Source organism: Stenotrophomonas sp. YJH_SMC_130, from assembly GCF_059369035.1.
On sequence record NZ_JCAFSH010000005.1, the window covers coordinates 83,173 to 106,675 of the forward strand.

Annotated in this window: 19 protein-coding genes; 5 read left to right on the forward strand and 14 right to left on the reverse strand. The window is 68.5% G+C overall.

What is annotated here, in order from left to right; genetic code table 11:
* Positions 1–52: 52 nt before the first annotated feature.
* On the forward strand, positions 53–1,273 hold the full coding sequence (locus AC5P5V_RS09670; protein ID WP_134969095.1) for an RtcB family protein: 1,221 nt from the start codon (positions 53–55) through the stop codon (positions 1,271–1,273).
* A gap of 109 nt (positions 1,274–1,382) precedes the next feature.
* On the opposite strand, the gene AC5P5V_RS09675 is transcribed toward AC5P5V_RS09670, so the two are convergent.
* Positions 1,383–2,288, reverse strand: a complete 906-nt coding sequence (locus AC5P5V_RS09675) for an NAD(P)/FAD-dependent oxidoreductase (RefSeq protein WP_134969096.1) — start codon at positions 2,286–2,288, stop codon at positions 1,383–1,385.
* On the reverse strand, positions 2,278–2,733 hold the full coding sequence (locus tag AC5P5V_RS09680; RefSeq protein WP_134969097.1) for an Rrf2 family transcriptional regulator: 456 nt from the start codon (positions 2,731–2,733) through the stop codon (positions 2,278–2,280). Before AC5P5V_RS09680 ends, AC5P5V_RS09675 begins: the two co-directional genes overlap by 11 nt.
* Before the next feature lie 183 nt (positions 2,734–2,916).
* On the opposite strand from AC5P5V_RS09680, the gene AC5P5V_RS09685 reads away from it, so the two are divergent.
* On the forward strand, positions 2,917–5,037 hold the full coding sequence (locus tag AC5P5V_RS09685) for a methyl-accepting chemotaxis protein (protein ID WP_231352392.1): 2,121 nt from the start codon (positions 2,917–2,919) through the stop codon (positions 5,035–5,037).
* A 246-nt stretch (positions 5,038–5,283) separates the two neighbouring features.
* Positions 5,284–6,093, forward strand: coding sequence for a 2,5-didehydrogluconate reductase DkgB (gene dkgB, locus AC5P5V_RS09690; RefSeq protein ID WP_134969056.1), 810 nt, complete (start codon positions 5,284–5,286; stop codon positions 6,091–6,093).
* Between the two features lie 73 nt (positions 6,094–6,166).
* Here the strand turns inward: dkgB and AC5P5V_RS09695 are convergent, their stop codons facing one another.
* A complete protein-coding gene (locus tag AC5P5V_RS09695; protein ID WP_134969057.1) occupies positions 6,167–6,868 on the reverse strand; it encodes an alpha/beta fold hydrolase in 702 nt (233 codons plus the stop codon).
* A 98-nt stretch (positions 6,869–6,966) separates the two neighbouring features.
* Here AC5P5V_RS09695 and AC5P5V_RS09700 point away from each other — a divergent pair, with 98 nt between their 5' ends.
* The gene (locus AC5P5V_RS09700; RefSeq protein WP_065185897.1) at positions 6,967–7,347 is read left to right on the forward strand and encodes a YbjQ family protein; all 381 of its coding nucleotides are present in this window, start codon (positions 6,967–6,969) and stop codon (positions 7,345–7,347) included.
* Positions 7,348–7,402: 55 nt separating this feature from the next.
* On the opposite strand, the gene AC5P5V_RS09705 is transcribed toward AC5P5V_RS09700, so the two are convergent.
* Complete coding sequence (locus AC5P5V_RS09705; RefSeq protein WP_134969058.1) at positions 7,403–10,129, reverse strand: bifunctional acetate--CoA ligase family protein/GNAT family N-acetyltransferase; 2,727 nt, start codon at positions 10,127–10,129, stop codon at positions 7,403–7,405.
* A 134-nt stretch (positions 10,130–10,263) separates the two neighbouring features.
* Entirely contained in the window at positions 10,264–11,634 is a 1,371-nt protein-coding gene (mgtE, locus tag AC5P5V_RS09710) for a magnesium transporter (RefSeq protein ID WP_134969059.1), read from the reverse strand.
* Between the two features lie 340 nt (positions 11,635–11,974).
* On the opposite strand from mgtE, the gene AC5P5V_RS09715 reads away from it, so the two are divergent.
* The gene (locus AC5P5V_RS09715; protein ID WP_231352393.1) at positions 11,975–13,753 is read left to right on the forward strand and encodes a monovalent cation:proton antiporter-2 (CPA2) family protein; all 1,779 of its coding nucleotides are present in this window, start codon (positions 11,975–11,977) and stop codon (positions 13,751–13,753) included.
* Positions 13,754–13,829: 76 nt separating this feature from the next.
* Here the strand turns inward: AC5P5V_RS09715 and AC5P5V_RS09720 are convergent, their stop codons facing one another.
* From AC5P5V_RS09720 to AC5P5V_RS09760, 9 genes are all read right to left on the reverse strand, one after another.
* The gene (locus AC5P5V_RS09720) at positions 13,830–17,168 is read right to left on the reverse strand and encodes an ankyrin repeat domain-containing protein (protein ID WP_061478971.1); all 3,339 of its coding nucleotides are present in this window, start codon (positions 17,166–17,168) and stop codon (positions 13,830–13,832) included.
* On the reverse strand, positions 17,161–17,421 hold the full coding sequence (locus tag AC5P5V_RS09725) for a YcgL domain-containing protein (RefSeq protein WP_014648833.1): 261 nt from the start codon (positions 17,419–17,421) through the stop codon (positions 17,161–17,163). Before AC5P5V_RS09725 ends, AC5P5V_RS09720 begins: the two co-directional genes overlap by 8 nt.
* A gap of 160 nt (positions 17,422–17,581) precedes the next feature.
* Entirely contained in the window at positions 17,582–18,022 is a 441-nt protein-coding gene (locus AC5P5V_RS09730) for a hypothetical protein (RefSeq protein WP_005420284.1), read from the reverse strand.
* Between the two features lie 59 nt (positions 18,023–18,081).
* Entirely contained in the window at positions 18,082–19,320 is a 1,239-nt protein-coding gene (locus AC5P5V_RS09735) for a beta-ketoacyl-ACP synthase (protein ID WP_134968941.1), read from the reverse strand.
* Positions 19,320–20,051, reverse strand: coding sequence for a 3-ketoacyl-ACP reductase FabG2 (locus AC5P5V_RS09740; protein ID WP_134968940.1), 732 nt, complete (start codon positions 20,049–20,051; stop codon positions 19,320–19,322). Before AC5P5V_RS09740 ends, AC5P5V_RS09735 begins: the two co-directional genes overlap by 1 nt.
* Complete coding sequence (locus AC5P5V_RS09745; RefSeq protein WP_005420287.1) at positions 20,048–20,503, reverse strand: hotdog family protein; 456 nt, start codon at positions 20,501–20,503, stop codon at positions 20,048–20,050. Before AC5P5V_RS09745 ends, AC5P5V_RS09740 begins: the two co-directional genes overlap by 4 nt.
* A complete protein-coding gene (locus AC5P5V_RS09750; protein WP_061480631.1) occupies positions 20,500–21,684 on the reverse strand; it encodes a beta-ketoacyl-ACP synthase in 1,185 nt (394 codons plus the stop codon). Before AC5P5V_RS09750 ends, AC5P5V_RS09745 begins: the two co-directional genes overlap by 4 nt.
* A complete protein-coding gene (locus tag AC5P5V_RS09755; RefSeq protein ID WP_134968939.1) occupies positions 21,681–22,238 on the reverse strand; it encodes a DUF3261 domain-containing protein in 558 nt (185 codons plus the stop codon). Before AC5P5V_RS09755 ends, AC5P5V_RS09750 begins: the two co-directional genes overlap by 4 nt.
* The gene (locus AC5P5V_RS09760) at positions 22,226–23,476 is read right to left on the reverse strand and encodes an NAD(P)/FAD-dependent oxidoreductase (protein WP_134968938.1); all 1,251 of its coding nucleotides are present in this window, start codon (positions 23,474–23,476) and stop codon (positions 22,226–22,228) included. Before AC5P5V_RS09760 ends, AC5P5V_RS09755 begins: the two co-directional genes overlap by 13 nt.
* Between the last annotated feature and the right edge of the window lie 27 nt (positions 23,477–23,503).

Here is a 23,503-nt window from a genome sequence, read left to right on the forward strand (position 1 = left end):
TCGCGGCGGCGCAGGGACGCGCCGCCGGCCCATCAAGGACATACACGGAGACATGGACACTCAACACAATTATCAATGGCTGCATGCCGAGGGCAGCACGCCGATCAAGGGCTGGGTCAACGGCGTGCCACTGGAAGCGCAGGCGCATGAGCAGCTGCGCAACATCGCCGCGATCCCGTTCGTCGGGCCGTGGGTGGCGGTGATGCCGGACGTGCACCTGGGCAAGGGCGCGACCGTCGGCTCGGTGATCCCGACCCGCGGTGCGATCATCCCGGCCGCAGTCGGCGTCGACATCGGCTGCGGCATGGCGGCCGTGCGCACCACGCTGCGCGCCAACGACCTGCCCGATGACCTGCGGCAGCTGCGCAACAGCATCGAGCGCAGCATCCCGGTCGGCAACGGGCGCGGCGGCGAGCATCAGCGCATGCCCGACAGCATCCATACCCGCCTGGTGCAGTCCGGGCTGGCCGCCGGCCTGGAGAAGATCAAGGACAGGCACCGCAGGATCCGCACCGACAAGCTCGACCGCCAGCTCGGGACACTGGGTGGTGGCAACCACTTCATCGAACTGTGCCTGGACGAGACCGACACGGTGTGGGTGATGCTGCACAGCGGGTCGCGCGGTACCGGCAACCTGATCGGTACCTACTTCATCGAGAAGGCGCGCGAGGAACTGGCCCGGCGCGTGCTCGGCTTCCACCTGCCGGACAAGGACCTGGCCTTCTTCATGGAAGGCGAGCCGCTGTTCGATGACTACGTCGAAGCCGTGTCGTGGGCACAGGACTACGCCCGGCAGAACCGCGAGGCGATGATGTCGCGCGTGCTGGCCGAGATGCGCCACCGGCTGCCGAAGTTCCAGCTGGCGGCGATGGCGGTGAACTGCCACCACAACTACGTGCAGAAGGAAACGCACCACGGGCAGGAGCTGCTGGTGACCCGGAAGGGAGCCGTCAGTGCCCGCGAAGGTGAGCTGGGCATCATTCCCGGCAGCATGGGCACGCGCAGCTACATCGTGCGTGGCAAGGGCAACGCGGACAGCTTCCACAGCTGCAGCCACGGTGCCGGCCGGGTGATGAGCCGTGGCGCCGCGCGCCAGCAGATCACGCTGGCCCAGCACCGCGAGGCCACCGCGCACGTGGAATGCCGCAAGGACAGCGGCGTACTGGACGAGTCACCGGCCGCGTATAAGTCGATCGACGATGTGATGGCCGCGCAGCTGGACCTGGTCGACGTGGTGCACACCCTGCACCAGGTGTTGTGCGTGAAGGGGTAATGGAGCGGTGCCGGCCAAGGCCGGCACCCACCGCACCCAATGGCAGTAGATCCACGCCATGCGTGGAGGGAACGGCGCCGACCAGGGTCGGCCTCTACCTGTGCAACGTTCAGCGCGCGCTGCTGTCTTCAGCCACCAGCGCGTGGTGCACGCCGATGCCCGCGCGCACGCCTTCGGCCATGGCCAGGGTGATGTTGCCGACCGTGGTCGCATCGCCTGCGGCATACACGTTCGGCACCGAGGTCTGCTTCATCATGTCGACCTCGATCAACTCGCCCAGCGGGCTCTCGGCCAATGTGCAACCCAGCTGCTGCACCAGCGGCGTGGCCATCACCTGGGTGGCCGGCACGAACAGCGCACGCTGGGCGATGCGGCGGCCATCGGCCAGCTCCACTTCCAGCCAGGTCGGCTGGTCGCCCTGCACGCCCAGCACCGGCGACGTCTCGATCCGCACGCCACGCTGCTGCATGGCAGCCCGTTCCTCATCGGTGATCGGCAGGCCCTGGCTGAAGAAGGTGACATTGCCCCAGTCGGCAAACAGCGGCGCCTTGCTGGCGGACATCGGATGCCCGCCAAGCAGCCCGATGGCGCCACCGCCCACTTCGTAACCGTGGCAATAGGGGCAGTGCAGCACGGTGCTGCCCCAGCGCTCGGCCAGTCCGGGCAGCTCCGGCAGCTGGTCGGCGATACCGCTGGCCAGCAGCAGCTTGCGCGCGGCCAGCACCTGGCCATCGGCCGTGCGCACTTCCACACCCACTGCGCCGGCGGTGGCCTGCACGGCCTCGGCATGCACCCAGCGCACGCTGGGGTAATCCAGCAGCTGCTGGCGCGCGGTCTTCAGCAGCTCGGCGCCGCTGATGCCATCCAGCCCCAGCACCCCGTGCGAATGGCTGGCGAAGCGGTTGCGTGGTGAACCGGCGTCGATGACGGTGACCGGGCGGCGGGCACGGGCCAGGATCAGGCCGGCGGCAATGCCGGCATAGCTGCCGCCGACGATGAGCACATCAGAATTCATGGTGACCTTCCAGGGAACGGTGATGGGCGAGATGGCGGGCGAAGTCGGCGCCGAGCTTGTCCAGCGTGGTCGCCCGCAGGCGCTGTTCGAGCAGGCGCTGTGCTTCGCGTGCACCCTCCAGCAAAGCGCTGTTGACCAGCTGCTGGATCGGGCAGCCACCGCCGGAATCACGGGTACCGACCTGTACCAGCGACGGTGCGCCCACCGCCAGGTAGACGTCATGCAGGGTGATGGCTGCGGCATCGCGCGCCAACTGGCTGCCACCGCCATGACCACGGGCGCTGTGAACCAGGCCCGCCCTGTGCAGCTGCGCCAGCAGGCGGCGGATCACCACCGGATGGGTCGGCAGGCAGGACGCCAGCTGCTCGGAGGTGCGCGGGCCGTCCTGGCCGACCAGGTGCGCCATCACGTGCAGGGCATCAGAGAGCAGGTTCGCGGATTTCATGTAACTACATTAGTTACATTTATATCTCCTGTCCAGGGTCCGTATTCGTTCCATATGGACACATTTGTCCTATGAAACACTTTCTTCACATCACTAAACGAAACGCTAATGTGATGTTCGTCGCACTTCAGCGGAGGCTGGGCGGGTCGATACCGCATTGCCCCTTCCCGAGAGTGCTTCCCGATGAATGCGTCTGTCCGTGCTCCGCGCCTGCAGTCCAAGCTGCTCGGCGCGGTCTCTGTTGGCTTGGCCGTGGTCCTGCTGTGCGCGCTGGCTGGCCTGGCCTCCGCCTGGTTCAAGTTGTCCACCGAGGTTCCACCCGAAGTCGCGCACAGCCGCGACGCCGAACGCCTGCAGCGTGAGTTCCGAGGCCAGGTGCAGGAATGGAAGAACGTGCTGCTGCGTGGTCACGACGACGCGTTGCGTCAGCGCCATCTGGACGCCTTCGACAACGAAGGCCGCCTGGTCGAACGGCTGGCCAAGGGCCTGGTGACCAGCCCGGACGCGCGCACGCGTGAACTGGCGCAGGCGTTCATCGGCCTGCACGCGCAGCTGCAGCAGGACTATCGCGCGGCGCTGCAGGCATTTGCCGCGGCCGGCTACGATCCCGCCGCCGGCGACACCCTCGTGCGCGGCAAGGATCGCGCGGTGGCGACCGCACTGGATGCATTGAGCACGCATGCCACGCAGGTGGCCGAAGCGGCGCTGGCGGCGCGTTCGCAGCAGGCGCGGCAGACCCTGCTGCTGTGCGCGTCACTGACGGTGCTGGCCGCCGTGCTGTTGCTGATCGGCCTGGCCTGGTGGCTGCGGCGCGCGGTGGTGCAGCCGGTACTGGCGGTGGAAGCCGCTGCACGCGCAGTGGCTGCCGGCGACCTGCAGCACGTGGTGCAGGTGCGCAGCCGCGACGAGATCGGACGCCTCGCCCAGGCGATGCAGGCGTTGCAGTCCACGCTGCGCGGCGTGCTGGATGCACAGGCCGCGATGGCCCAGGCGCACGAGGCCGGCACCATCAGCCATCGCATGGACGCCGCTGCCTTCCCCGGCGCGTTCGGCACCATGGTGGCCGACTGCAACACGCTGGTCGACGCGCACATCCGGGTGAAGATGCGCGCGATCTCGATCATGGGCCGCTACGCCGTCGGCGACCTCAGCCAGGACATGGAACGCCTGCCCGGCGAGAAGGCCGTGATCACCGAAGCGCTGGATGCGGTCAAGCACAACCTCGGTGCGATCAACGGCGAAATCCGCCGCCTGGCCGAAGCGGCGGCCGCCGGTGACTTCGGCCAACGCGGCGACAGCGCGCGCTTCGAGCATGACTTCCGCGCGATGGTCGATGGCCTGAACCGCCTGATGCAGACCACAGAACTGAACCTAGGCGAAGTCTCAACGATGCTGCGCGCGATCGCCGATGGCCGCCTCGGTGCACGCATGCACGGTGATTTCCAGGGTGTGTTCGCGCGTATCGCCGGCGATGCCAATACCACCGCCACGCAGCTGGCGACCATCGTCACCGACATCAAGCACGCCTCCGGCAACATCCACACCGCCGCCGCGGAGATCGCCGCCGGCAACAATGACCTGTCGCGCCGTACCGAGCAGCAGGCCGCCAATCTGGAAGAGACCGCGGCATCCATGGAAGAGCTGACCTCCACCGTGCGCCAGAACGCCGAACACGCGCGCCAGGCCAACCAGCTCGCGATCGGCGCGCACGCGGTCGCCTCGCAGGGCGGCAGCGTGGTCGGGCAGGTGGTGGCGACGATGGGCGCGATCGAAACCTCGTCACGGCAGATCGCCGAGATCATCAGCGTGATCGATGGCATCGCGTTCCAGACCAACATCCTGGCGCTGAACGCCGCGGTGGAAGCGGCACGCGCCGGTGAGCAGGGCCGCGGATTCGCGGTGGTTGCCAGCGAAGTGCGCACGCTGGCACAGCGCTCTGCGGCGGCGGCAAAGGAGATCAAGTCGCTGATCGAGGCGTCGGTGGAACAGGTCGGTGACGGTGCGCAGCGCGTGCGCGAGGCCGGCGACACCATGGCCGAGATCGTCGCCTCGGTGCAGCGCGTGACCGACATCATGGCCGAGATCTCTGCAGCCTCGCAGGAACAGAGCGCGGGCATCGAACAGGTCAGCCAGACGGTGATCCAGATGGACGGCACCACCCAGCAGAACGCCGCGCTGGTGGAAGAAGCCAGCGCCGCGGCGCGCAGCCTGGAACAGCAGGCGAACCGGTTGATCGATGCGGTCGATGTGTTCGATCTGTCGGCCACGGCGACAGCGAAGGACGCGTTGGCGCGCGCGGCCTGAGGGATCCGGTTGCCGGCCAGCGGCCGGCACCACCGTGGAGCGCGGACTGGGGTAGTGCCGGCCGCTGGCCGGCAGCGTCCAACGCTACATGGGTGGCGGCATGAACAGTGCGGACCAACGTTCCGCACTCATTACGGCCTGTGGTCGTACACGGCAGTGCAATGCACCGTTGCCGGCATGCACACGGCCGCTGGCCTACCCTTTCGTGGATATTCCCGTCTCCCTCCCCCACTGCTGGAGCCCCTCATGACAGTCCCCGCCTTCGGTCTTGGCACTTTCCGCCTCAAGGACCAGACCGTGATCGATTCCGTGCGCAACGCGCTGGAGGTCGGCTACCGCGCCATCGATACCGCGCAGATCTACGGCAACGAAGCCGAAGTCGGTCAGGCCATCGCCGATTCCGGCGTGCCGCGCGATGAGATCTACCTGACCACCAAGATCTGGATCACCGAGTTCAAGCGCGAAGCGCTGCTGGCCAGCCTGCGTACCAGTCTGGAAAAGCTGCGTACCGATCATGTGGACCTGGCACTGATCCACTGGCCGTCGCCGAACGGCAAGGTCGACGTGCCGATGGAGGAGTACCTGACCGCACTGGCCGAGGCCAAGGCACAGGGCCTGACGAAGGAGATCGGCATCTCCAACTTCACCATCGCGCAGACCCGCAAGGCGATCGGCATCCTGGGTGCCGGCGCCATCGCCACCAACCAGATCGAGATCCACCCGTACCTGCAGAACCGCCTGCTGGTGAAATTCCTGCAGGACAACGGCATCCACATCACCGCCTACATGAGCCTGGCCTATGGTGAGGTAATCAAGGACCCGGTGATCCAGGCCATCGCCGGCCGCCACCAGGCCACGCCGGCGCAGGTCGCGCTGGCCTGGGCGCTGCAGCAGGGCTTCTCGGTCATTCCGTCCTCGACCAGGCGCGACAACCTGGCCAGCAACCTGGAAGCGGCAGCGATCCGCCTGACCGACGAAGACATGGCACAGATCGCCAAGCTCGACCGCGGCCATCGCCTGGCCAACCCGGAAGGCATTGCGCCGGCCTGGGATTGAAGAGCGGCCGCCGGGCATGGCCCGGCGCTACCGGATACGCATGGGTAGCGCCGGGCCATGCCCGGCGGATCCATCAGGCCTGCAACAACCACCCACGCATCGCCGCACTGACCTCGTCCGGCTTTTCCATCGGGGCCAGGTGCCCGCAATCGGGCACCACCACCAGCTGCGAGTGCGGCACCAGGTCGTGCATTTCCTCGCTCACTGCCAGCGGCGTGATGCGGTCGTTGGCCCCGCAGACGATCAACAGCGGATCTTGGTAACCGGCCAGCAGATCATGGCCGTCGCGCCGCTCCAGCGCACTCTGGCGCAGGAATACCTCCGCCCCCAGGCGGGCGGTCATGTCGCGCACGCGCTGCACCAGCACATAGTCGTCCAGCCGCGAGGCGTCGATGTAGCTGCGCATCAGCGCATCGCCGAAGCCGTGGAACCTGCCCGGCAGGCGCACGCTGGCGCGCTGGCTGCGGCGTTGTTCGGCACGTTCCGGTGAATCGGCGTGGATCGAGGTATCGATCAGCGCCAGCTGCAGCACGCGCTCCGGCGCAATGCGCAGGATCTGCTGGGCAACGAAGCCGCCCAGTGAGAAACCAGCCAGCGCAAAGCGCTCCGGTGCCTGTGCGAGCACGTCCTCGGCGACCGCTTGGAGGGTCTCGCCACGGGTCTGGTCGCCTACCGTGCAGTCAGCGATGTCGGCCAGGTCGGCCATCTGCGCGCGCCACAGCTCGGCATCGTTGAGCAGGCCGGGCAGCAGCAACAGGGGGATACGGTCGGTCATGGAGATATTGTCGCGCCGGCGGGGTGACGGCACCATGCCGCAACGGGTGATTGCACTGTAGAGTCGAGCAAGCTCGACTCTACGACACGGACGCGACCATGGCAGACCCCTACAACAGCGGCACCCCTTCCCCGCCGGCACTGCGCTTCGACGATGCGCTGGTCACCACCGCCTTCGAGCTGCCCGGCCATCGCGTGGTGCGCAACCTCGGCGTGGTACGCGGCATCACCGTGCGCTCGCGCTCGATCGTCGGCAATTTCCTCGGCGGCATCCAGACCCTGTTCGGCGGCAACATCACCATCTACACCGAACTGTGCGAACAGGCCCGCGAGGAAACCTACCGCGACATGGTCAAGCACGCGCGGCAGCTGGGCGCCAACGCGATCATCGGCATGCGCTACGACGCCACCGATGTGATGACCGGGCTGACCGAAGTGCTGTGCTATGGCACGGCGGTGGTGGTAGAGCCGGTGCGGTGATGCAGCCGCCAAGCGTACGCAAAAGCAGCCGAGCGTAGGCTCGGCTCTACAGGAATTACGCCACCGGCGGCACGTCGGGCACCTCGACCTGCTGCACCGGCAAGGTCACCATCATCACCGTCGGGTCGTCCGGGTCGAGTCGGGTCTTGAATCCCAGGCTCTGGCACATCGCCAGCATGGTGCTGTTCTCGCGCAGCACCTGGCCTTCGACCACGTCCAGGCCCAGCCACTTGGCGTACTCGATCATGATCGCCATCAGCCGCCAGCCGATGCCGTGGCCCTTCAGGTCCGAGCGGATCAGGATGCCGTACTCGCCGCGATGATAATCGGCATCGGCGTGCAGGCGCACGGCGCCCAGCATCTCGCCGCTGCGCGGTTCGATCGCTACCAGCGCGATCGAGCGCGCGTAGTCGAGCTGGGTCAGGCGCGCGATGAACTCGTGGCTGAAGTGCTTCACCGACTGGAAGAAGCGCAGGCGCAGGTCCTCGTCGCTGACGCGGGCGAAGAACGCACGGAACAGCGCGTCATCCTCCGGCCGCACCGGGCGCACGAAGGCCCGGCCGCCATCGGACAGTTCGATGGTGCGCTCCCACTCCTTCGGATACGGAAACACCGAAAAGCGCGGATGGCCACGGCCCTTGTGCAGGATGCGCGACGGTGCCACCGCCACGCGTGCGTCGAGGGCAAGGATGCCCTTGCTGTCGACCAGCAGCGGGTTGATGTCCAGCGTGCGCACTTCGGGAATATCGGCGGCCAGCTGTGCCAGCTTCACCAGTGCCAGCGCCAGCACGCGTTCGTCGGCAGCCGGTACATCGCCGTAGGCCTTGAGGATGCGCGAAGCACGGGTCTGGCCGATCAGCTCGTGGGCCAGGCGCAGGTCCAGCGGCGGCAGGGCCAGCGCCTTGTCGTTGATCACTTCGACGGCGGTGCCGCCACGGCCGACCACGATCACCGGGCCGAACGTCGCGTCATCGGCGATGCCGACAATCAGTTCGCGCGCCTTCGGGCGGACGATGGTCGGCTGCACCAGCAGGCCATCGATGCGCGCATCCGGCCGCAGCTGGCGCGCACGCGACAGGATCGCGTTGGCCGCGCTCTGCACCGCCGGCAGCGTGGACAGGTTCAGGCGCACACCATCCACTTCCGACTTGTGCGGAATATCCGGCGAGAGAATCTTCAGCGCAACCGTGGCACCGCGTTCCAGCAGCGGCTGCGCAAGGTCCATCGCCTCGTGCGCATCACGCGCGTGCATCACCGGCGCGGACGGGATGCCGTAGGCCTTGAGCAGCTCATGCGTGGCCAGAGGGTCCAGCCACTGCTGGCCATTGGCCAGCGCGGCATCGACCAGTGCGCGCCCGGTGCCCGTGTCGACGCTGAAGTCCTGCGGCAGGCTGGGCGGCGTTTCCATCAACGCGCTCTGTGCCTCGCGATAGCGCACCAGATGCTGGAAGCCACGTACGGCTTCGGCCTCGGTCGGATAGGTCGGCACCCGCGCCGCGTTGAGCGTGGCGGTGGCCTGGTCATCGTTGCCCAGCCACACCGCGAACACCGGCTTGTCGCGATGATGGCGCGGGCGTAGGCCGAGCGTGCGGGTGAGGGCCTGCGCCGCGTCTGCGGACGAGGTGAATGCGGTGGGTACGTTGACCACCATCACCGCGTCATTCTCGTTGTCGGCCAGCAGCGCTTCGATGGCCGCGGCATAGCGGTCACCATCGGCGTCGACCACGATGTCCACCGGATTGCTGCGCGACCAGCCCTGCGGCAGCACCGCGTCGAGTTTCTCGACCGTGCTGTCGGACAGGTTGGCCAGCGTGCCACGCAATGCGATGAGTTGGTCCACGGCCAGGCGACCGACACCACCACCATTGCTGAGGATGGCCAGGCGGCGACCGGGGAAGGTGCCCAACCGCCCGAGCGATTCGGCGGCGGTGAACAGTTCGTCCAGCGCACCCACGCGCAGCAGGCCGGCACGATTGAAGGCCGCGCCGTACACATCATCGGCACGCGCCAGGGCCTGCACATGGGTATCGCGGCTGCCCGGCTGCACGCGCTCGGCGCGACCGGACTTCACCACCACCACCGGCTTGGCGCGGGCGGCGGCACGCGCGGCCGACATGAACTTGCGCGCGTCCTTGATCTGCTCGACATAGAGCAGGATGGCGCGGGTGCGGTAGTCGGTGGCGAAGTAGTCGAGCAGGTCGCCGAAGTCGACGTCCATCGTGTCGCCCAGCGAGACCACGGCGGAGAAGCCCACCGAGCGCGCCACGCCCCACTCCACCAGCGCGGCGGCAATGGCCGAGGATTCGGAGATCAGGGCGAGGTCGCCGGCCTGCGGGAAGTGCGCGGCGATGCTGGCATTGAGTCGCGCGTGCGGCGCGATGACGCCCAGGCAATGCGGCCCGAGGATGCGCAGGCCATGCTTGCGCGCCACCGCCTCTACCTGTGCGGACAACGAACCCGGGCCTTCGCCCAGGTGCGCGGTGAGGATGATCGCCGCCTGCACGCCCCGCTCTGCAGCGGTACGCACCACCTGCGGCACGATCGCCGCGGGCGCGGTGATCACCACCAGGTCGGGCACCCAGTCCAGGTCCTTCAGCCGCTTGATCGTGCGGATGCCATCAATTTCGGCGTGCCGCGGGTTGATCCACGCCACCTTGCCGGGGAAGCCGGTGCTGCGCAGGTTGCGCATCACCGCGCGGCCGGCCGAACGCTCACGCGGGCTGCCGCCGATCACCGCGACCGACTGCGGACGGAAGACGGACTGCAGGTGGTAGGTACTCATGCGCCTACGGTACCCAAAAAAGGGGACGGAGGGGATTAAGTCGTTTGTGCCACAAACGACTTAATCCCCTCCGTCCCCTTTTTGTTCTGCGTGCCGACCAAGGTCGGCACCTACCAGAGCACGGTGGCTCCGGCTTACAACAACGTGCCGTGCAGGATCATCGCGGCGATGCTGAAGTAGATCACCAGGCCGGTCACATCCACCAGGGTGGCCACGAACGGGGCCGAGGCGCTGGCCGGGTCGAAGCCGAGCCGCTTCAGGATGAAGGGCAGCATCGAGCCGGACAGCGAACCGAAGGTGACGATGCCGACCAGCGCGGCACCGATGGTGATCGCCAGCAGGATCCAGTGCTCGCCGTAGTCATGCAGGCCACCCAGCTGCCAGATCACGATGCGCACGATCGCCAGGCAGCCGAGGATGGCACCCAGCACCATGCCGGTCGGGATCTCGCGGATGGCCACCTTCCACCAGTCGCGCAGGCGCAGTTCGCGCAGCGCCAGGCTGCGGATCAGCAGCGAGGTGGCCTGCGAGCCGGAATTGCCGCCCGAACTCATGATCAACGGGATGAACAAGGTCAGCACCACCGCGCGCGCCAGTTCGTCCTCGTAGTGCTGCATCGCGCTGGCGGTCAGCATCTCGCCCAGGAACAGCACGCTCAGCCAGCCGGCGCGCTTGCGCAGCATCTCTAATAAGCCGATCTGCATGTACGGCTTGTCCAGCGCTTCCATGCCGCCGAACTTGTGCGCGTCCTCGGTGGATTCCTCGATCAGCGCATCGAGCACGTCGTCCACGGTGACGATGCCGAGCATCTGCTGCTGCGCATCGACCACCGGGATCGCCAGCAGGTCGTGGCGGCGGATCAGACGCGCGACTTCTTCCTGGTCCATCAGCGCGTTCACCGTCACCGGCGGATTGACCTGGGCCACGTCCAGGATCGATTCCTCGGGCAGGCCGGTGATCAGCCGGCGCATGGTCACCACCTGCTGCAACTGCTGGCTGGCCGGCTCCAGCACGTAGATCGCGTACACCGTCTCGCGGGTACGCTCGACCTGGCGGATGTGCTGCAGGGTCTGCGCCACGGTCCAGCTGGCGGGTACCGCCACGTACTCGGTGGTCATCAGCGCGCCGGCGGTGTTCGGCGGATAGCTCAGCAGCTTCTGGATGGCCTGGCGGGCGTCGGTGCCCAGCAGTGGGATCAGCCGCGCGCGTTCTTCCTCATCCAGCTCGTGGACGATGTCGGTCGCGCGGTCATCGGCCATCAGACCGAGCAGGGCGGCGGCGCGCGCCGGCGGCAGCGCGGCCACCAGTTCGCCACTGCGGTGCAGTTCCGGCGCTTCCAGCATTTTTACTGCACGCGGCAACGGCAGCGCGGCCAGCGTTTCCGCGGCGCGGGCCAGTTCCAGTGTGTTGAGAAATTCCACCGCATCGGCGGTGTTGTAGTTCGCCAGCGGTGCAGCCAATGCGGCGGCATCGGCCACCGGGCGCAGCAATTGCTTCTGGTTCATCGGTTTTGCCTTGTGGGGGTGCGACCTCGCGCAACGCCAACGCAGGCAAACCGTCCCGATGTCAGGCGGTGGCCATCGCTGGCGTCGAACGAGGTCGACTTCTACTGTCGCTGGACATGGGTTGGGGACTCCGGAATGCGCGTGCCGGCGGTGCGCCGCCAGCGGCGGGCAGTCTGGACCCGCGGGCCATGCAGGTCAACCCGGCAGCCCCGCACCGAAGCCTGGCCGGTTGTTCTCGTGCGTACACAGACCGGCGCGCATAATGTCGCGGTGGTGCTCACCACGCCCTACCCCACCCGAACGGACGCACTGCGGGCTTCCCCGATGACCAGGTATTCCCATGCATAGCGGCGGTCTGGAACTGGCCCTGGTGCTGCTGCTGGCGGCGGTCATTGCCGTGCCGGTGTTCAAGAAGTTCGGCTTCGGCGCGGTGCTGGGCTACCTGGCGGCCGGCGTGGTGCTGGGCCCGGACGGGCTGGGCTTCGTGCAGGACGCCGACCGCATCCTCGGCGCGGCCGAGATCGGCGTGGTGATGCTGCTGTTCGTGATCGGCCTGGAGCTGTCGCCGGCACGCCTGAAGGTGATGCGGCGCTCGGTGTTCGGCGCGGGCGCGGCGCAGGTGGCGATGTCCGGGCTGGTGCTGGGCGGCCTGCTGCTGCTCGACCACTTCCAGTGGAAGAGCGCGCTGGTGGTCGGTATTGCGCTGGCGCTGTCATCCACCGCGGTAGGCCTGCAGCTGCTGTCCGAGCACAAGGCGATCAACAGCGACCATGGCCGGCTGGGTTTTGCCATCCTGCTGTTCCAGGACCTGATCGCGATCCCGCTGCTGGCGGCCATCCCGCTGCTGGGCGGGGCGAAGAACGAGACCCTGCGCTGGGAAGATGCCGCCGTGGCCCTCGGCGCGCTGGCCGTGGTGATCCTGTGCGGGCGACCGGTGCTGCGCAAGGTGTTCAGCATCATCGCCCGCACCCGCAGCCCGGAAGTGTTCACCGCCACCGCCCTGCTGGTGGTACTGGGCACTGCCTGGTTCATGCAGGAAGCGGGCCTCAGCCCCAGCCTGGGCGCGTTCCTGGCCGGGGTGCTGCTGTCCGATTCGGAGTTCCGGCACGAACTGGAAGCGCAGATCGAGCCGTTCAAGGGCCTGCTGCTGGGGCTGTTCTTCATCGCCGTGGGCATGGGCATCGATCTCGACCGCATCGCCGCAGAGCCGTGGCTGATCGCCGCCGGCGTGGCGATCCTGCTGGTGGTCAAGTTCAGCCTGCTGTATGTGATTGGCCGTATTGCAAAGCTCAGTCCGCGGCAGTCGCTGCTGCTGGGCAGCGTGCTGTGGCTGGGGGGCGAGTTCGCCTTCGTGGTGTTCAACGAAGCGCAGCGCGCGCACCTGCTCGGCAACGCCAATCACGATCGGCTGGTGGCGATCGTCGGCCTGTCGATGGCGATCACGCCACTGCTGATGATCGCGCTGCTCAAGCTGCTCGGCCAGGAGAAGGTTCCACCGCGCGGGAGCGCCGAGGCCGACAAGGTGGCACCGGACAACCGGCCCAAGGTGCTGATCGCCGGCATGGGCCGCTTCGGCCAGGTGATCGCGCGCCTGCTGACCGCACAGAAGGTGCCGTTCGTGGCGCTGGAGGCAAACCCGGACACGGTGGCCGACCTGCGCCGCTTCGGCAACCAGCTGTACTACGGCGACCCGACCCGCCCGGAGATGCTGCGTGCAGCGGGTGGCGAACACATCGATGTGTTCGTCATCACCGTGGACGACCCGGAGACCAACCTGCGCGCGGTGCGCATGGTGCGCCGGCTGTACCCGGACGCGAAGGTGCTGGCGCGTGCACGCAACCGCCAGCATGCCTGGCGACTGATGGACATGTCGGCCGAGCCGTTCCGCGAAGTGTTCGGCACCAGTCTGGAAATGAGCGGGCGCGTGCTGACCGCATTGGGCGTGGCGCCGGACGTGGCCGAACGCCATGTGCAGCGCTTCCGTGAGCATGATGAGCAGCTGCTGCGCGACCAGTACCTGGTGTACGACGACGAGGCCGCGGTGATCCAGACCTCGCGTGATGCACGCAACGACCTGATGCATCTGTTCGAGGCCGACGCGGAAAGCGACGGCAAGTAGGCGTGCCGACCAACGGTCGGCACCCACCACAGATTGCGGTTGCCGGCCAGCGGCCGGCACGACCCTTTTCCAGGAATCAGCCGTTGTCGCGCAGGAACCGCGCCATCGAGGAAACGCCCGGCACACGCGGCTCGAATTCGCCGGCCACGTCGATGAAGCCGCGCATCACCGCGATCTCGCGCGGACTGCGGTTGAGGCTGTCGCGCGCTTCAGGATCGGCGCCGGCGCGCAGCAGGCGCTGCACCAGCAGCGGCAGGCCATGCAGCGCGGCCAGATGCAGCGGGCCGAAGCCGCGCGGGTCGCGTACGTCCAGGCTTACGTCCTCGTCCAGCAGGCGCTCCACTGCGGCCATCACCACCTGCTCGTCGCAGGCGGTACCCGGCTCGGCGCGCGCGCCCAGCAGCAGCAGCAGCGGCGTGACAGAACCAGCGGCGGCCTGGTCCGGTTCGGCGCCGGCCAGCAGCAGGGTGTCGAGCAGCGCCAGCAGGCGCGAGCGGTCGCGGGCACTGAAACCGTAAAGCGCGGCACAGTGCAGCGGACCCAGCTGCTGCGCGTCACCGGCATGCACGTCGGCACCCGCCGTGAGCAGGCGCGCGACGATGTCCGGAAGGCCCAGCGCGGAGGCCAGCATCAGCACCGTCACGCCACCCGGCAGGCGGTGTTCCAGCTTGGCGCCAGCGTCGAGCAGGGCCGAAACGATGTCCACCTGGCGCATGCTGACCGCCGCCGACAGCGGCGTCGCGCCACTGGCCGCCGCGTGCTGCGGATCGGCGCCGCGCGCCAGCAGCAGGTCGGTTACCGCCAGGTGGCCGCCACCGGCAGCACGCAGCAGCGCGGTGCAGCCCTGTGCGTCGACGGCGTCGACGGCGAAGCCCAGATCGATCAGGCGGCGCACGGCATCGACGTCACCGGCCATTGCGGCGGCCGGTAGATCGGCCTCGCGCAGGGTGCGGCGCGGCAACGGCCACACCCGCCAATCGAGCCAGTCGGCCAGATCGCGGCGACCGATCGACAGCGCCACGCCCAGCGGTGTCTGGCCGTCGGCGGCACGTGCTTCCGGCGAGGCACCATGCTGCACCAGCAGCTTAAGCGCGCCTTCGCGGGCCAATGCGGTGGCCAGGTGCAGTGCGGTCATGCCGTGGCTGTCGCGTGCCTCGCGATCAACGCCGGCCTTGAGCAGGGCCTGCTGCAGCCGCAGCCACCCCAGCCGCACCGCCAGCGACAGCGGCGGATCGCCCGCCGGCGAGGCGGCGAACGGATCGGCGCCACGCTCAAGCAGTTCCAGTGCCAGCTGTTCCAGGCCACGCGCGGCCTGGTCGTGCTGTGCGCAGGCAGCAAGGAAGCGTGCCAGGCCACCGCGTCCGGCCGGCGACAGGCCACGCTGCAGCATGACCTGCAGCGCCGGCACCGCGTCGATGCCGCGCGACAACAGCGCGAACATCGGTGTGTCGGAACAGGCGTCACGCACGTAGGGATCGGCGCCGTGGCCCAGCAGCCAGTCCACCGCACGCGGTTCCAGCGCCAACTCCGGATCGAGCAGCAGCCCGCCCAGTTCCTCCGGCTGGCACAGCCTGGCCAGCGCCGCCATGCCGTCGGTATTGCCGAAGCCCAGGGCCTCGCGCAGCAGGGTCAGCGGCGGACGGTCCGGCAGCAGACCGCTGGCACTGGCCGCTTCGCCACGATCGGCCAGGCCATCACTGACCGCGGCCGGCAACGGATAGGACGGGTCCAGCAGGGCTACGATCGCCCAGCGGCCGGCTTCGGCGGCGTAGTCCACCGCACGGCGGCCGAGCGGATCGGTGGCATCGGCCGCGATGCCCAGTTCGACCAGGCGCTTGATCAGCAGCGGCGAGACATCCTCGGCCATCGCCGCCAGCTGCACCGCATTGCGGCCTTCGCCGTCCACCGCGACCAGGTCCGGCTTGTGCGGCAGCAGGTGCTCGATCACGGCGGCGCGACCGGCACGGGCCGCTTCCAGCCACGGCGTACGCCCCAGTGCATCGCGCGCCTCCAGATTGGCGCCCGCGCCGAGCAGCACGCCGATGATCTCGACATGGCCGGCCAGGGCCGCCTCATGCAACGCACTGCGGCGCTGGCGATCGCGGGCGTCGGCCCGTGCCTTGTGCTTGAGCAGCAGCTGCACGCCCGCCGGATCATCATCCTCGGTGGCGGCGGCGGCCAGCAGCACCGGGGTGCCATCGGCCGGTTCGCAGCGTGCACCGCGTTCGAGCAGGAAGCGGGCCAGACGCCAGTTGCCCACCTGGCAGGCCACCGCCAGCGGCGACCAGCCATCACGGTTCAGCGCATCGACTTCGGCAGCGGCATCGCGCAGCAGCGCGGCCACCCCCGGGTCGGAACTGCGTGCGGCATGGTGCAGCGGGGTGTTGCCATCACTGTCGGTGGCACGCGAGTCGGCGCCGTTGGCGAGCAGGGTCATCACCGCTTCGGGGCGGCCATGCCAACTGTCGCGGGTCGCCGCCAGCAGCGGGGTCATGCCCCGGTGCGGCGCATTCACATCGACGCCGCGGGCAATCAGTTCGCGCAGCAGGCGCAGGTCCGGCAGCACCGCGGCCAGCACCGCCAGGCTCCGCTGGTCACGCCAGTTCGGGTCCGGCAGCGCATACGGATCGGCACCGGCCTGCAGCAGCTGCAGGCCCCGGTCGATGCGGCCCTGGCGGGCGGCCTCATACAGCGCCGGTGTCAGTTCCTGCGGCGCCATCGCCTCCAGCGGCACGGTTTCGGCCGCCGCTGCGAACATCGGTTCGGGTGCAGCGCTGGACGCCGCCAACGGGCTGGAGCGCAGCGACACCAGCGGCGCGGGCGCGACCCGCTGCAGCAGCAGGTGCAGCACCGGCGACAGCAGTACGACCGCCAGTGCGGCGGGCCAGCGCGCGCTTTCCGGCAACAGGCCCGGCCAGGCCGGCAGCACCACCAGCGCGGCCAGCGCAATGACCAGCGCGGCCACTCCGAGGCCACGCCAGGCAGTCAGGTCGCGCCCCGCCAGCGCCTGCCAGTGCTGGGCCAGGCTGCCATCCAGGCGTTCGACATCGTTCCACAATGGCCAGGTGCGCCAGGCCGCCAGCAGGCCGGCACTGACCAGTACGCTCAGGCCAAGCACTGCCGCCAGGCTGCCGCTGTCACGCAGCGCTGCGAGCGGCCAGGCCAGCAGCAGCGCCAGCAACAGCGGCGCGGCTGCCCACAAGGCCAGCAGCGCCGGCAGGTCCTGGCGTGCGACCACCTTCAGCGGCAGCAGCGCGCGGCTGCGGCGCCACCACGATATCGCCAACGCGAACGCGGGCTGCGCCAATGCGGCAAGGACCGCACCCGGAACGCCGCCCACGGCGGCGCCCAGCGCCAGCACCGCGCCCGCGGCGAAGGCAATTGACAGAATGCGCGGACGGGAGGCGTCAGTCATAGTGGCGCGGCATCAGGCTGGCCACCGACGGCGGCACCTGCAGGTAGAACCCGCGCTCGCTCATTTCGCTGCGGACCTTTTCCGGGTCAGCCTGCGCCAGGCGGCGCTGGGCATCCAGGGCCACCTCCAGCACGAAGGCGAGCGTCCCCAGCGAGGTGAGCAGCGGCGCGGGCAGCGCGCTGAAATCATCGCGTCGGGGAACGTAGACGTAGGTGTCCGGCTTGAGTTGGCTTTTATAGACGTAGGCGTGCATGTCCGCGGGACGATAACCCGGGAAGAGCCATGATTGTGTCGGAAAGCCGACACCGGGGAAAGCCGTCAGCCGGCGATGGCGGCGCGATCGGCGGCGTTTCGCCTGCGGGGTTCAGCAATGTGGCGGCGACGTTCAGGCTGCGCCGCCGCCACACCGGCGCTTACTTGACCTTGGCGTAGGTGCCCTTCAGCGCGACACCCGCGAGGATGGCACCGGCGTAGCACTCGTAGTTGGTGCTGCTCTTGAACTCGTTCTTCTTGTAATAGCTGACGATGTCGACCACGGCGTTGGCGCCGCGCGACTTGGCACCGTCCTGCAGCGCGCGCAGTGCCGACAGCGCAACCCAGCGGCAGGCCTCGGCATCGCTCTTGTTGGCGGCGTTGGTCTTCTTGTTGGTCACGTCTTCGCCCAGGCGCTGCTGCACGCTGACCGGCTGGCCGGCCAGGTAGAAGCGCACGCTGCCGTCGATGCCGGCGTCCTTGGCGGCCTGCGAATTGACCAGTTCCTGCAGGGACTGTTCGACACGCGTGTCGCGGGCGGAAGCGGTGGAAGTCAGGGCCAGCAGCGCGGTAGCCGTGGCGATCATGAGAGTGCGGCGCATCGGAACATCTCCTTGTCGAGGGTGCGGGGGTAACGGGAACGGTGTGTTGGCGCAGTGGATCACTCGCTCCAGCGGCGGAACACCAGCGAGGTGTTGATGCCGCCGAAGGCGAAGTTGTTGCTCATCACGTACTCGGCCTGCAGTTCGCGGCCCTGCCCGGTGATGAAGTCGAGCTGGCCACAGCGCGGGTCGACCTCGGCCAGGTTCAGGGTGGGCGCGAACCAGCCGGCACGCATCATCTGGATGCTCACCCAGGCCTCGAACGCGCCACAGGCACCCAGCATGTGGCCGACGTAGCTCTTCAGCGAGCTGATCGGCACGCGGCTGCCGAACACCTGTGCGGTAGCCTGGGTCTCGGCGATGTCGCCGTGGTCGGTGGCGGTGCCATGGGCGTTGACGTAGTCGATCTGCGCCGCGTCCAGGCCGGCGTCCTCCAATGCCAGGCGCATGGCCTGGGCCATGGTGTCGGCACTGGGCTGGGTGACGTGCTGGCCATCGCTGTTGGTGCCGTAGCCGACCACCTCTGCAAGGATGGTGGCGCCGCGCGCCTGCGCGTGTTCCAGGTCTTCCAGGATCAGCGTGCAGGCGCCCTCGCCCAGCACCAGGCCATCGCGGCCGGCATCGAACGGGCGTGGCGTGGTCTGCGGCGCGTCGTTGCGCACGCTGGTGGCGAACAGCGTGTCGAACACCGCTGCAGCGGTGGCATCGAGCTGCTCGGCACCGCCGGCCACCATCACCGTCTGCTTGCCGCTGCGGATGGCTTCATAGGCCGCGCCCACACCCTGGCTGCCCGACGTGCAGGCGCTGGAGGTGGTGTACACGCGCCCGGACAGGCCGAAGAACACGCCGATGTTGACCGGCGCGGTGTGGCTCATCATCTTCAGGTAGGTCGTGGCGCTGATGCCATCCGTGGTGAATTCGTTGAGCATGCGCCCGAATTCGCCGGTGGCCTCGTGGCTGCCGGACGAGGAACCATAGGCCACGCCGGTACGGCCACTGCGCAGCACCGGATGCTCATGCAGGCCTGCCTCGCGCAGCGCCACCTCGGTGGCGCGCACCGACATGATCGCGACCTTGCCCATCGAGCGGGTGGTCTTGCGGTTGTAGTTCGGCGGCAGCTCGAAGTCCAGCGCCGGCGCGGCCAGCTTGGTGTTCAGCCCGGCATAGACATCCCACTCGGGCATCGCACGCACCGCGTTGCGGCAGCTGCGCAGGTGCGCTTCGATGGTGGGCCAGTCGTGGCCGAGCGGACTGACGGCGGCGGCGCCGGTGACCACCACGCGACGATCGGCGGCCATCAGAGCATGCCTCCGTTCACCGAGATCACCTGCCGGGTGATGTAGCCGGCCGGTTCGGACAGCAGGAACGCCACGGTAGCCGCCACTTCGTCCGGGCGGCCAACGCGGCCGGCGGGAATCAGCTTGAGCGCGTGTTCAACCACTTCGTCGTTGAGCATTTCGGTCTCGATCAGGCCCGGGGCCACGCAGTTGACGGTGATCTGGCGGCTGGCCAGTTCCAGCGCCAGGGCCTTGGTGGCGCCGATGATGCCGGCCTTGGCGGCACTGTAGTTGACCTGCCCGCGGTTGCCGGCCAGTCCGGAGACCGACGACAGGGTGACGATGCGGCCCGGCTTGCGCCGCCGCACCATCGGCATGATCAGCGGATGCAGCACGTTGTAGAAGCCATCCAGGTTGGTGTGGACGACCTGGTCCCAATCGTCCGCTGACAGCGCCGGGAAGGCGCCGTCACGGGCGATGCCGGCATTGCAGACCACGCCGTAATACGCGCCATGTGCCTCGACATCGGCTTCCAGCGCGGCCCTCGCGGCCTCGCGGTCGGCCACGTCGAACACCAGTACGCGGGCCTGCTGGCCCAGTGCCTGGATCTCGGTGACCACCGCCTGTGCTTCATCCACGCGGCTGCGGCAATGCACCACCACGTCGAAGCCATCGCGCGCGATGCGCAGCGCGATGGCCCGGCCGATGCCCCGGCTGGCGCCGGTCACCAGCACGCTTCGATTCCCTGTCATGCCTGTCCACTCTCCAGATAGGCCATCGCGTCGGCCGGTTCGAACACCGAGACGTTGGCTGTCGCCCATTCTTCCTCGCCTGCCAGGATGCGGCAGGCGAACATCCCCAATCCATTGTCACCCAACAGCTCGCAGCGCGCCTGTACGCGCAGCCGCGAACCGCTGGGGAAGCTGCTGCGCGCGCTGCTGTAGCGGCGGCTGCCGAGCAGGAAGCCCAGCTGCGGTGGCCTGCCGGCCGCACGCGCGCGGCAACCGGCCCAGGCCGCGATGGCCTGCGCCATGTACTCGATGCCGACCCATGCCGGCACCTGGTCATCCTCGACGAACAGGCCGGCCTCGGGCACCACCAGTTCGGCCTCGATGGCGTCCTGGTCCCATTGCGTGATGCGCTCCAGCAGGCACATGTCCTGGCGGTGCGGCACCACGTCTTCGATCGCGTACAGCGTGTTCATCGACGCTCCAGTGCCAGCACGGCATTGCTGCCGCCGAAGGCGAACGAATTGCTCAGCACCCGCCGTGGCGGCTGCGCAAGGCGCGTGCCCGGTGCGACCAGCGGCAGCACCGGCAGTGCCGGGTCGGCCACGCCGTCCCACCAGTGCGGCGGCAGCAGCTGCTGCGGGTTCTCGGCCAGCACGATCCAGCACAGCGCCGCCTCGATGGCACCCGAGGCACCCAGCGTGTGGCCGGTCAACGGCTTGGTCGAACTGGCCGGCACGTGGCTGCCCAGCACCTGCGACACGGCCAGGCTTTCCATCGCATCGTTGTGTCCGGTCGCGGTCCCATGCAGGTTCACATAGTCCACTTCACCGGCGGCCCAGCCAGCACGCTGCAGCGCCTGCTGCAGGGCGTCGATGGCACCCAGGCCCTGCGGGTCCGGGGCGGACATGTGATGGGCGTCGGCCGACTCGCCCCACCCCGCCAGGCATACCGGGCCGGGTTCGCGGGTGAGCAGGAACAGCGCGGCGCCTTCGCCGATGTTGATACCGGTACGATGCTGCGAGAACGGATTGCAGCGTTGGGCCGAGACCGATTCCAGCGCGCTGAAGCCGGCCACGGTGAAGCGGCACAGCGAATCGGCGCCACCGGCGATCACCGCATCGACGATGCCGGCGCGCAGCATGCGTGCGGCCGACATCAGCGCCTTGGCACTGGACGAGCAGGCAGTGGACAGGGTCCATGCCGGCCCCTGTGCGCCACTGCGCTGGCGCACGAACTGCGCGGCGGTGCCCATTTCCTGCTGGGCGTAATCAAAGCCCTGCGGCCACTGGCCCTGTTCGGCATGGCTGCGCAATGCCTGCTCCGATTCACCAATGCCCGAGGTGCTGGTGCCCAGCACCACCGCTACGCGCTCGGCGCCATGGCGGGCGATCGCCGCGGCCACTGCCGGCGCGATCTGAGCCAATGCCACGTCCAGCAGGGCATTGTTGCGCCCGCGCAGGGCCACCGGCAGGTCATCCAGCGCCGGCAGCGGCGTGCGTACTTCTCCCAGCGCCAGGGTGCGCCCCGGCAACAGGCTGTCGTTGTCGCTGAGCCCGCCCGGCGCGTCGGCGAACAGTGCCGACGTCACTGCGGCGCGGCCAGCGCCGAGTGCACAGACCACACCCAGGTCGTTCAGGTAGATCGGTGCGCTCATCGGTCCGGCCCGGCCATGTCGATCGATTCGATGCGCAGCGCATAGCCTTCGGCGCGGTTGTCCAGCTGCACGCTGCCATCGTCCAGCCGCTGCAGGTGCAGCCACACGGTGCCCTCACGCGACAGGCTGCGCTGATGGCCATCATCACTGACCTGCCAGCCCGGCGGCAGCACGGCGGCAATGGCCGCGGTCGGCCACAGCGCGAACTGCAGGTCATCCAGCACGCGCTCGGCGCGCACCTGCGGTGGCAGCCATGGCGCGCGCTGCTGGGTCAGCTGCTGGCCGTCCCATTGCAGGCGCACGCCGGTCTGGCCCATCGCCTGCACGGCCAGCTGCACCTGCTGGGCGTCGGCTTCCAGCAGCGCGTCGAGATCGCGCTCATGCGTGCCGAAGCGGAAATGCAGCTGCTGCTGCAGCGCCAGCGGCGTCGGCAGGCTGGCCGGCGCCAGGCGCAGCGGCGGCAGTTCCACCTGCGGTTTCGGCATGCGGCCGGCACAGGCGGCCAGCAGCAGGCACAGCAGCAGGGCCGCAGTACGGAAGATCAGGCGCTGCACAATTCCTCCAGCACGCGCATGCGGCGACCACTTTCATCGGCCACATACGGATTCTTGGTGTCCCAGGCGTAACCGGCCAGGATGGAGCTGATCATGTCGCGCACTTCGGGCTGCTGCTGCGGGTGGTAGATGATCTTCTGGAAGCCGCCCTGGTACCAGCTTTCGACGAAGCGGCGGAAGGTCTTCACGCCCGCGCGCAGCGGGATCGAGAACTCGGCCTCCCAGTCCACGGCCTGGCCGGCATAGCGGCGCTTGAGGCATTCGCTGGCGAGCTGCGCGGACTTGAAGGCAATGGTCACGCCGGAGGAGAACACCGGATCTAGGAACTCGCCGGCGTTGCCCAGCAACGCGTAGCCGGGCCCCCACAGCGAGCTGACGTTGGCCGAATAGCCGGTGATGCGGCGCACCGGCAGCACCGCCCATTCGGCGTTGGCCAGCAGGCGGGTCAGGTTGGGGTCCTCGCCGACGATGGCCTGCAGCTTCTGCAGGTCGTCACCCTCGTAGCGCTCGAAGAACGACGGCTCGGCGACCACGCCCAGCGAACAGCAGCCATTGGAGAACGGGATCGTCCAATACCAGACGTCGATGTGCTCGGGGTGGGTGGTGATCAGGATCTTGTTGCGGTCGAATTCCGCTTCGGCCGGAATGTTGTCGCGCACGTGGCAGAAGATCGCGCCGCGCACCGGGAAGTTGGACGGCGATTCCAGCTGCAGCAGCCGCGGCAGCAGGCGCGCGAAGCCTGAGGCGTCGAGGATGAAATCGGCCTCGATGCGGTACTCGCTGCCGTCCGGGCGGCGTACCGTCACCGCCGGTTGCTCGCCCGGCTCGACCGACAGCACCTCGTCGCCGAAACGCAGCGTGGCCCCCATGCGCTCGGCGCCGCGTGCCAGCACGTTGTCGAAGTCGGCGCGCTGCACCTGGTAGGTGGTGCCCCAACCCGGCGAGAACTTCTTCCTGAAATCGAACGCAGTACGCGCTTCGCCGTGCACGAAGGCGGCACCGTTCTTGTACTGGAAGCCCGCCTCGACCACGTCCTGCAGCAGGCCGGCCGCCTCGATGTACTCCATGCTCTGCGGCAGCAGGCTTTCGCCGATGGAGAAGCGCGGGAACTGCTGGCGCTCCAGCATCAGCACCTGGCGGCCCTGCTGGCGCAGCATCGCCGCGACCACGGAACCGGCCGGGCCGGCGCCGATGATCAGGATTTCAGTGCGTTCGACAGCATCCACAGCAGTGTTCATCGGTGCGTCCTTGTTGCTCGATCAAGT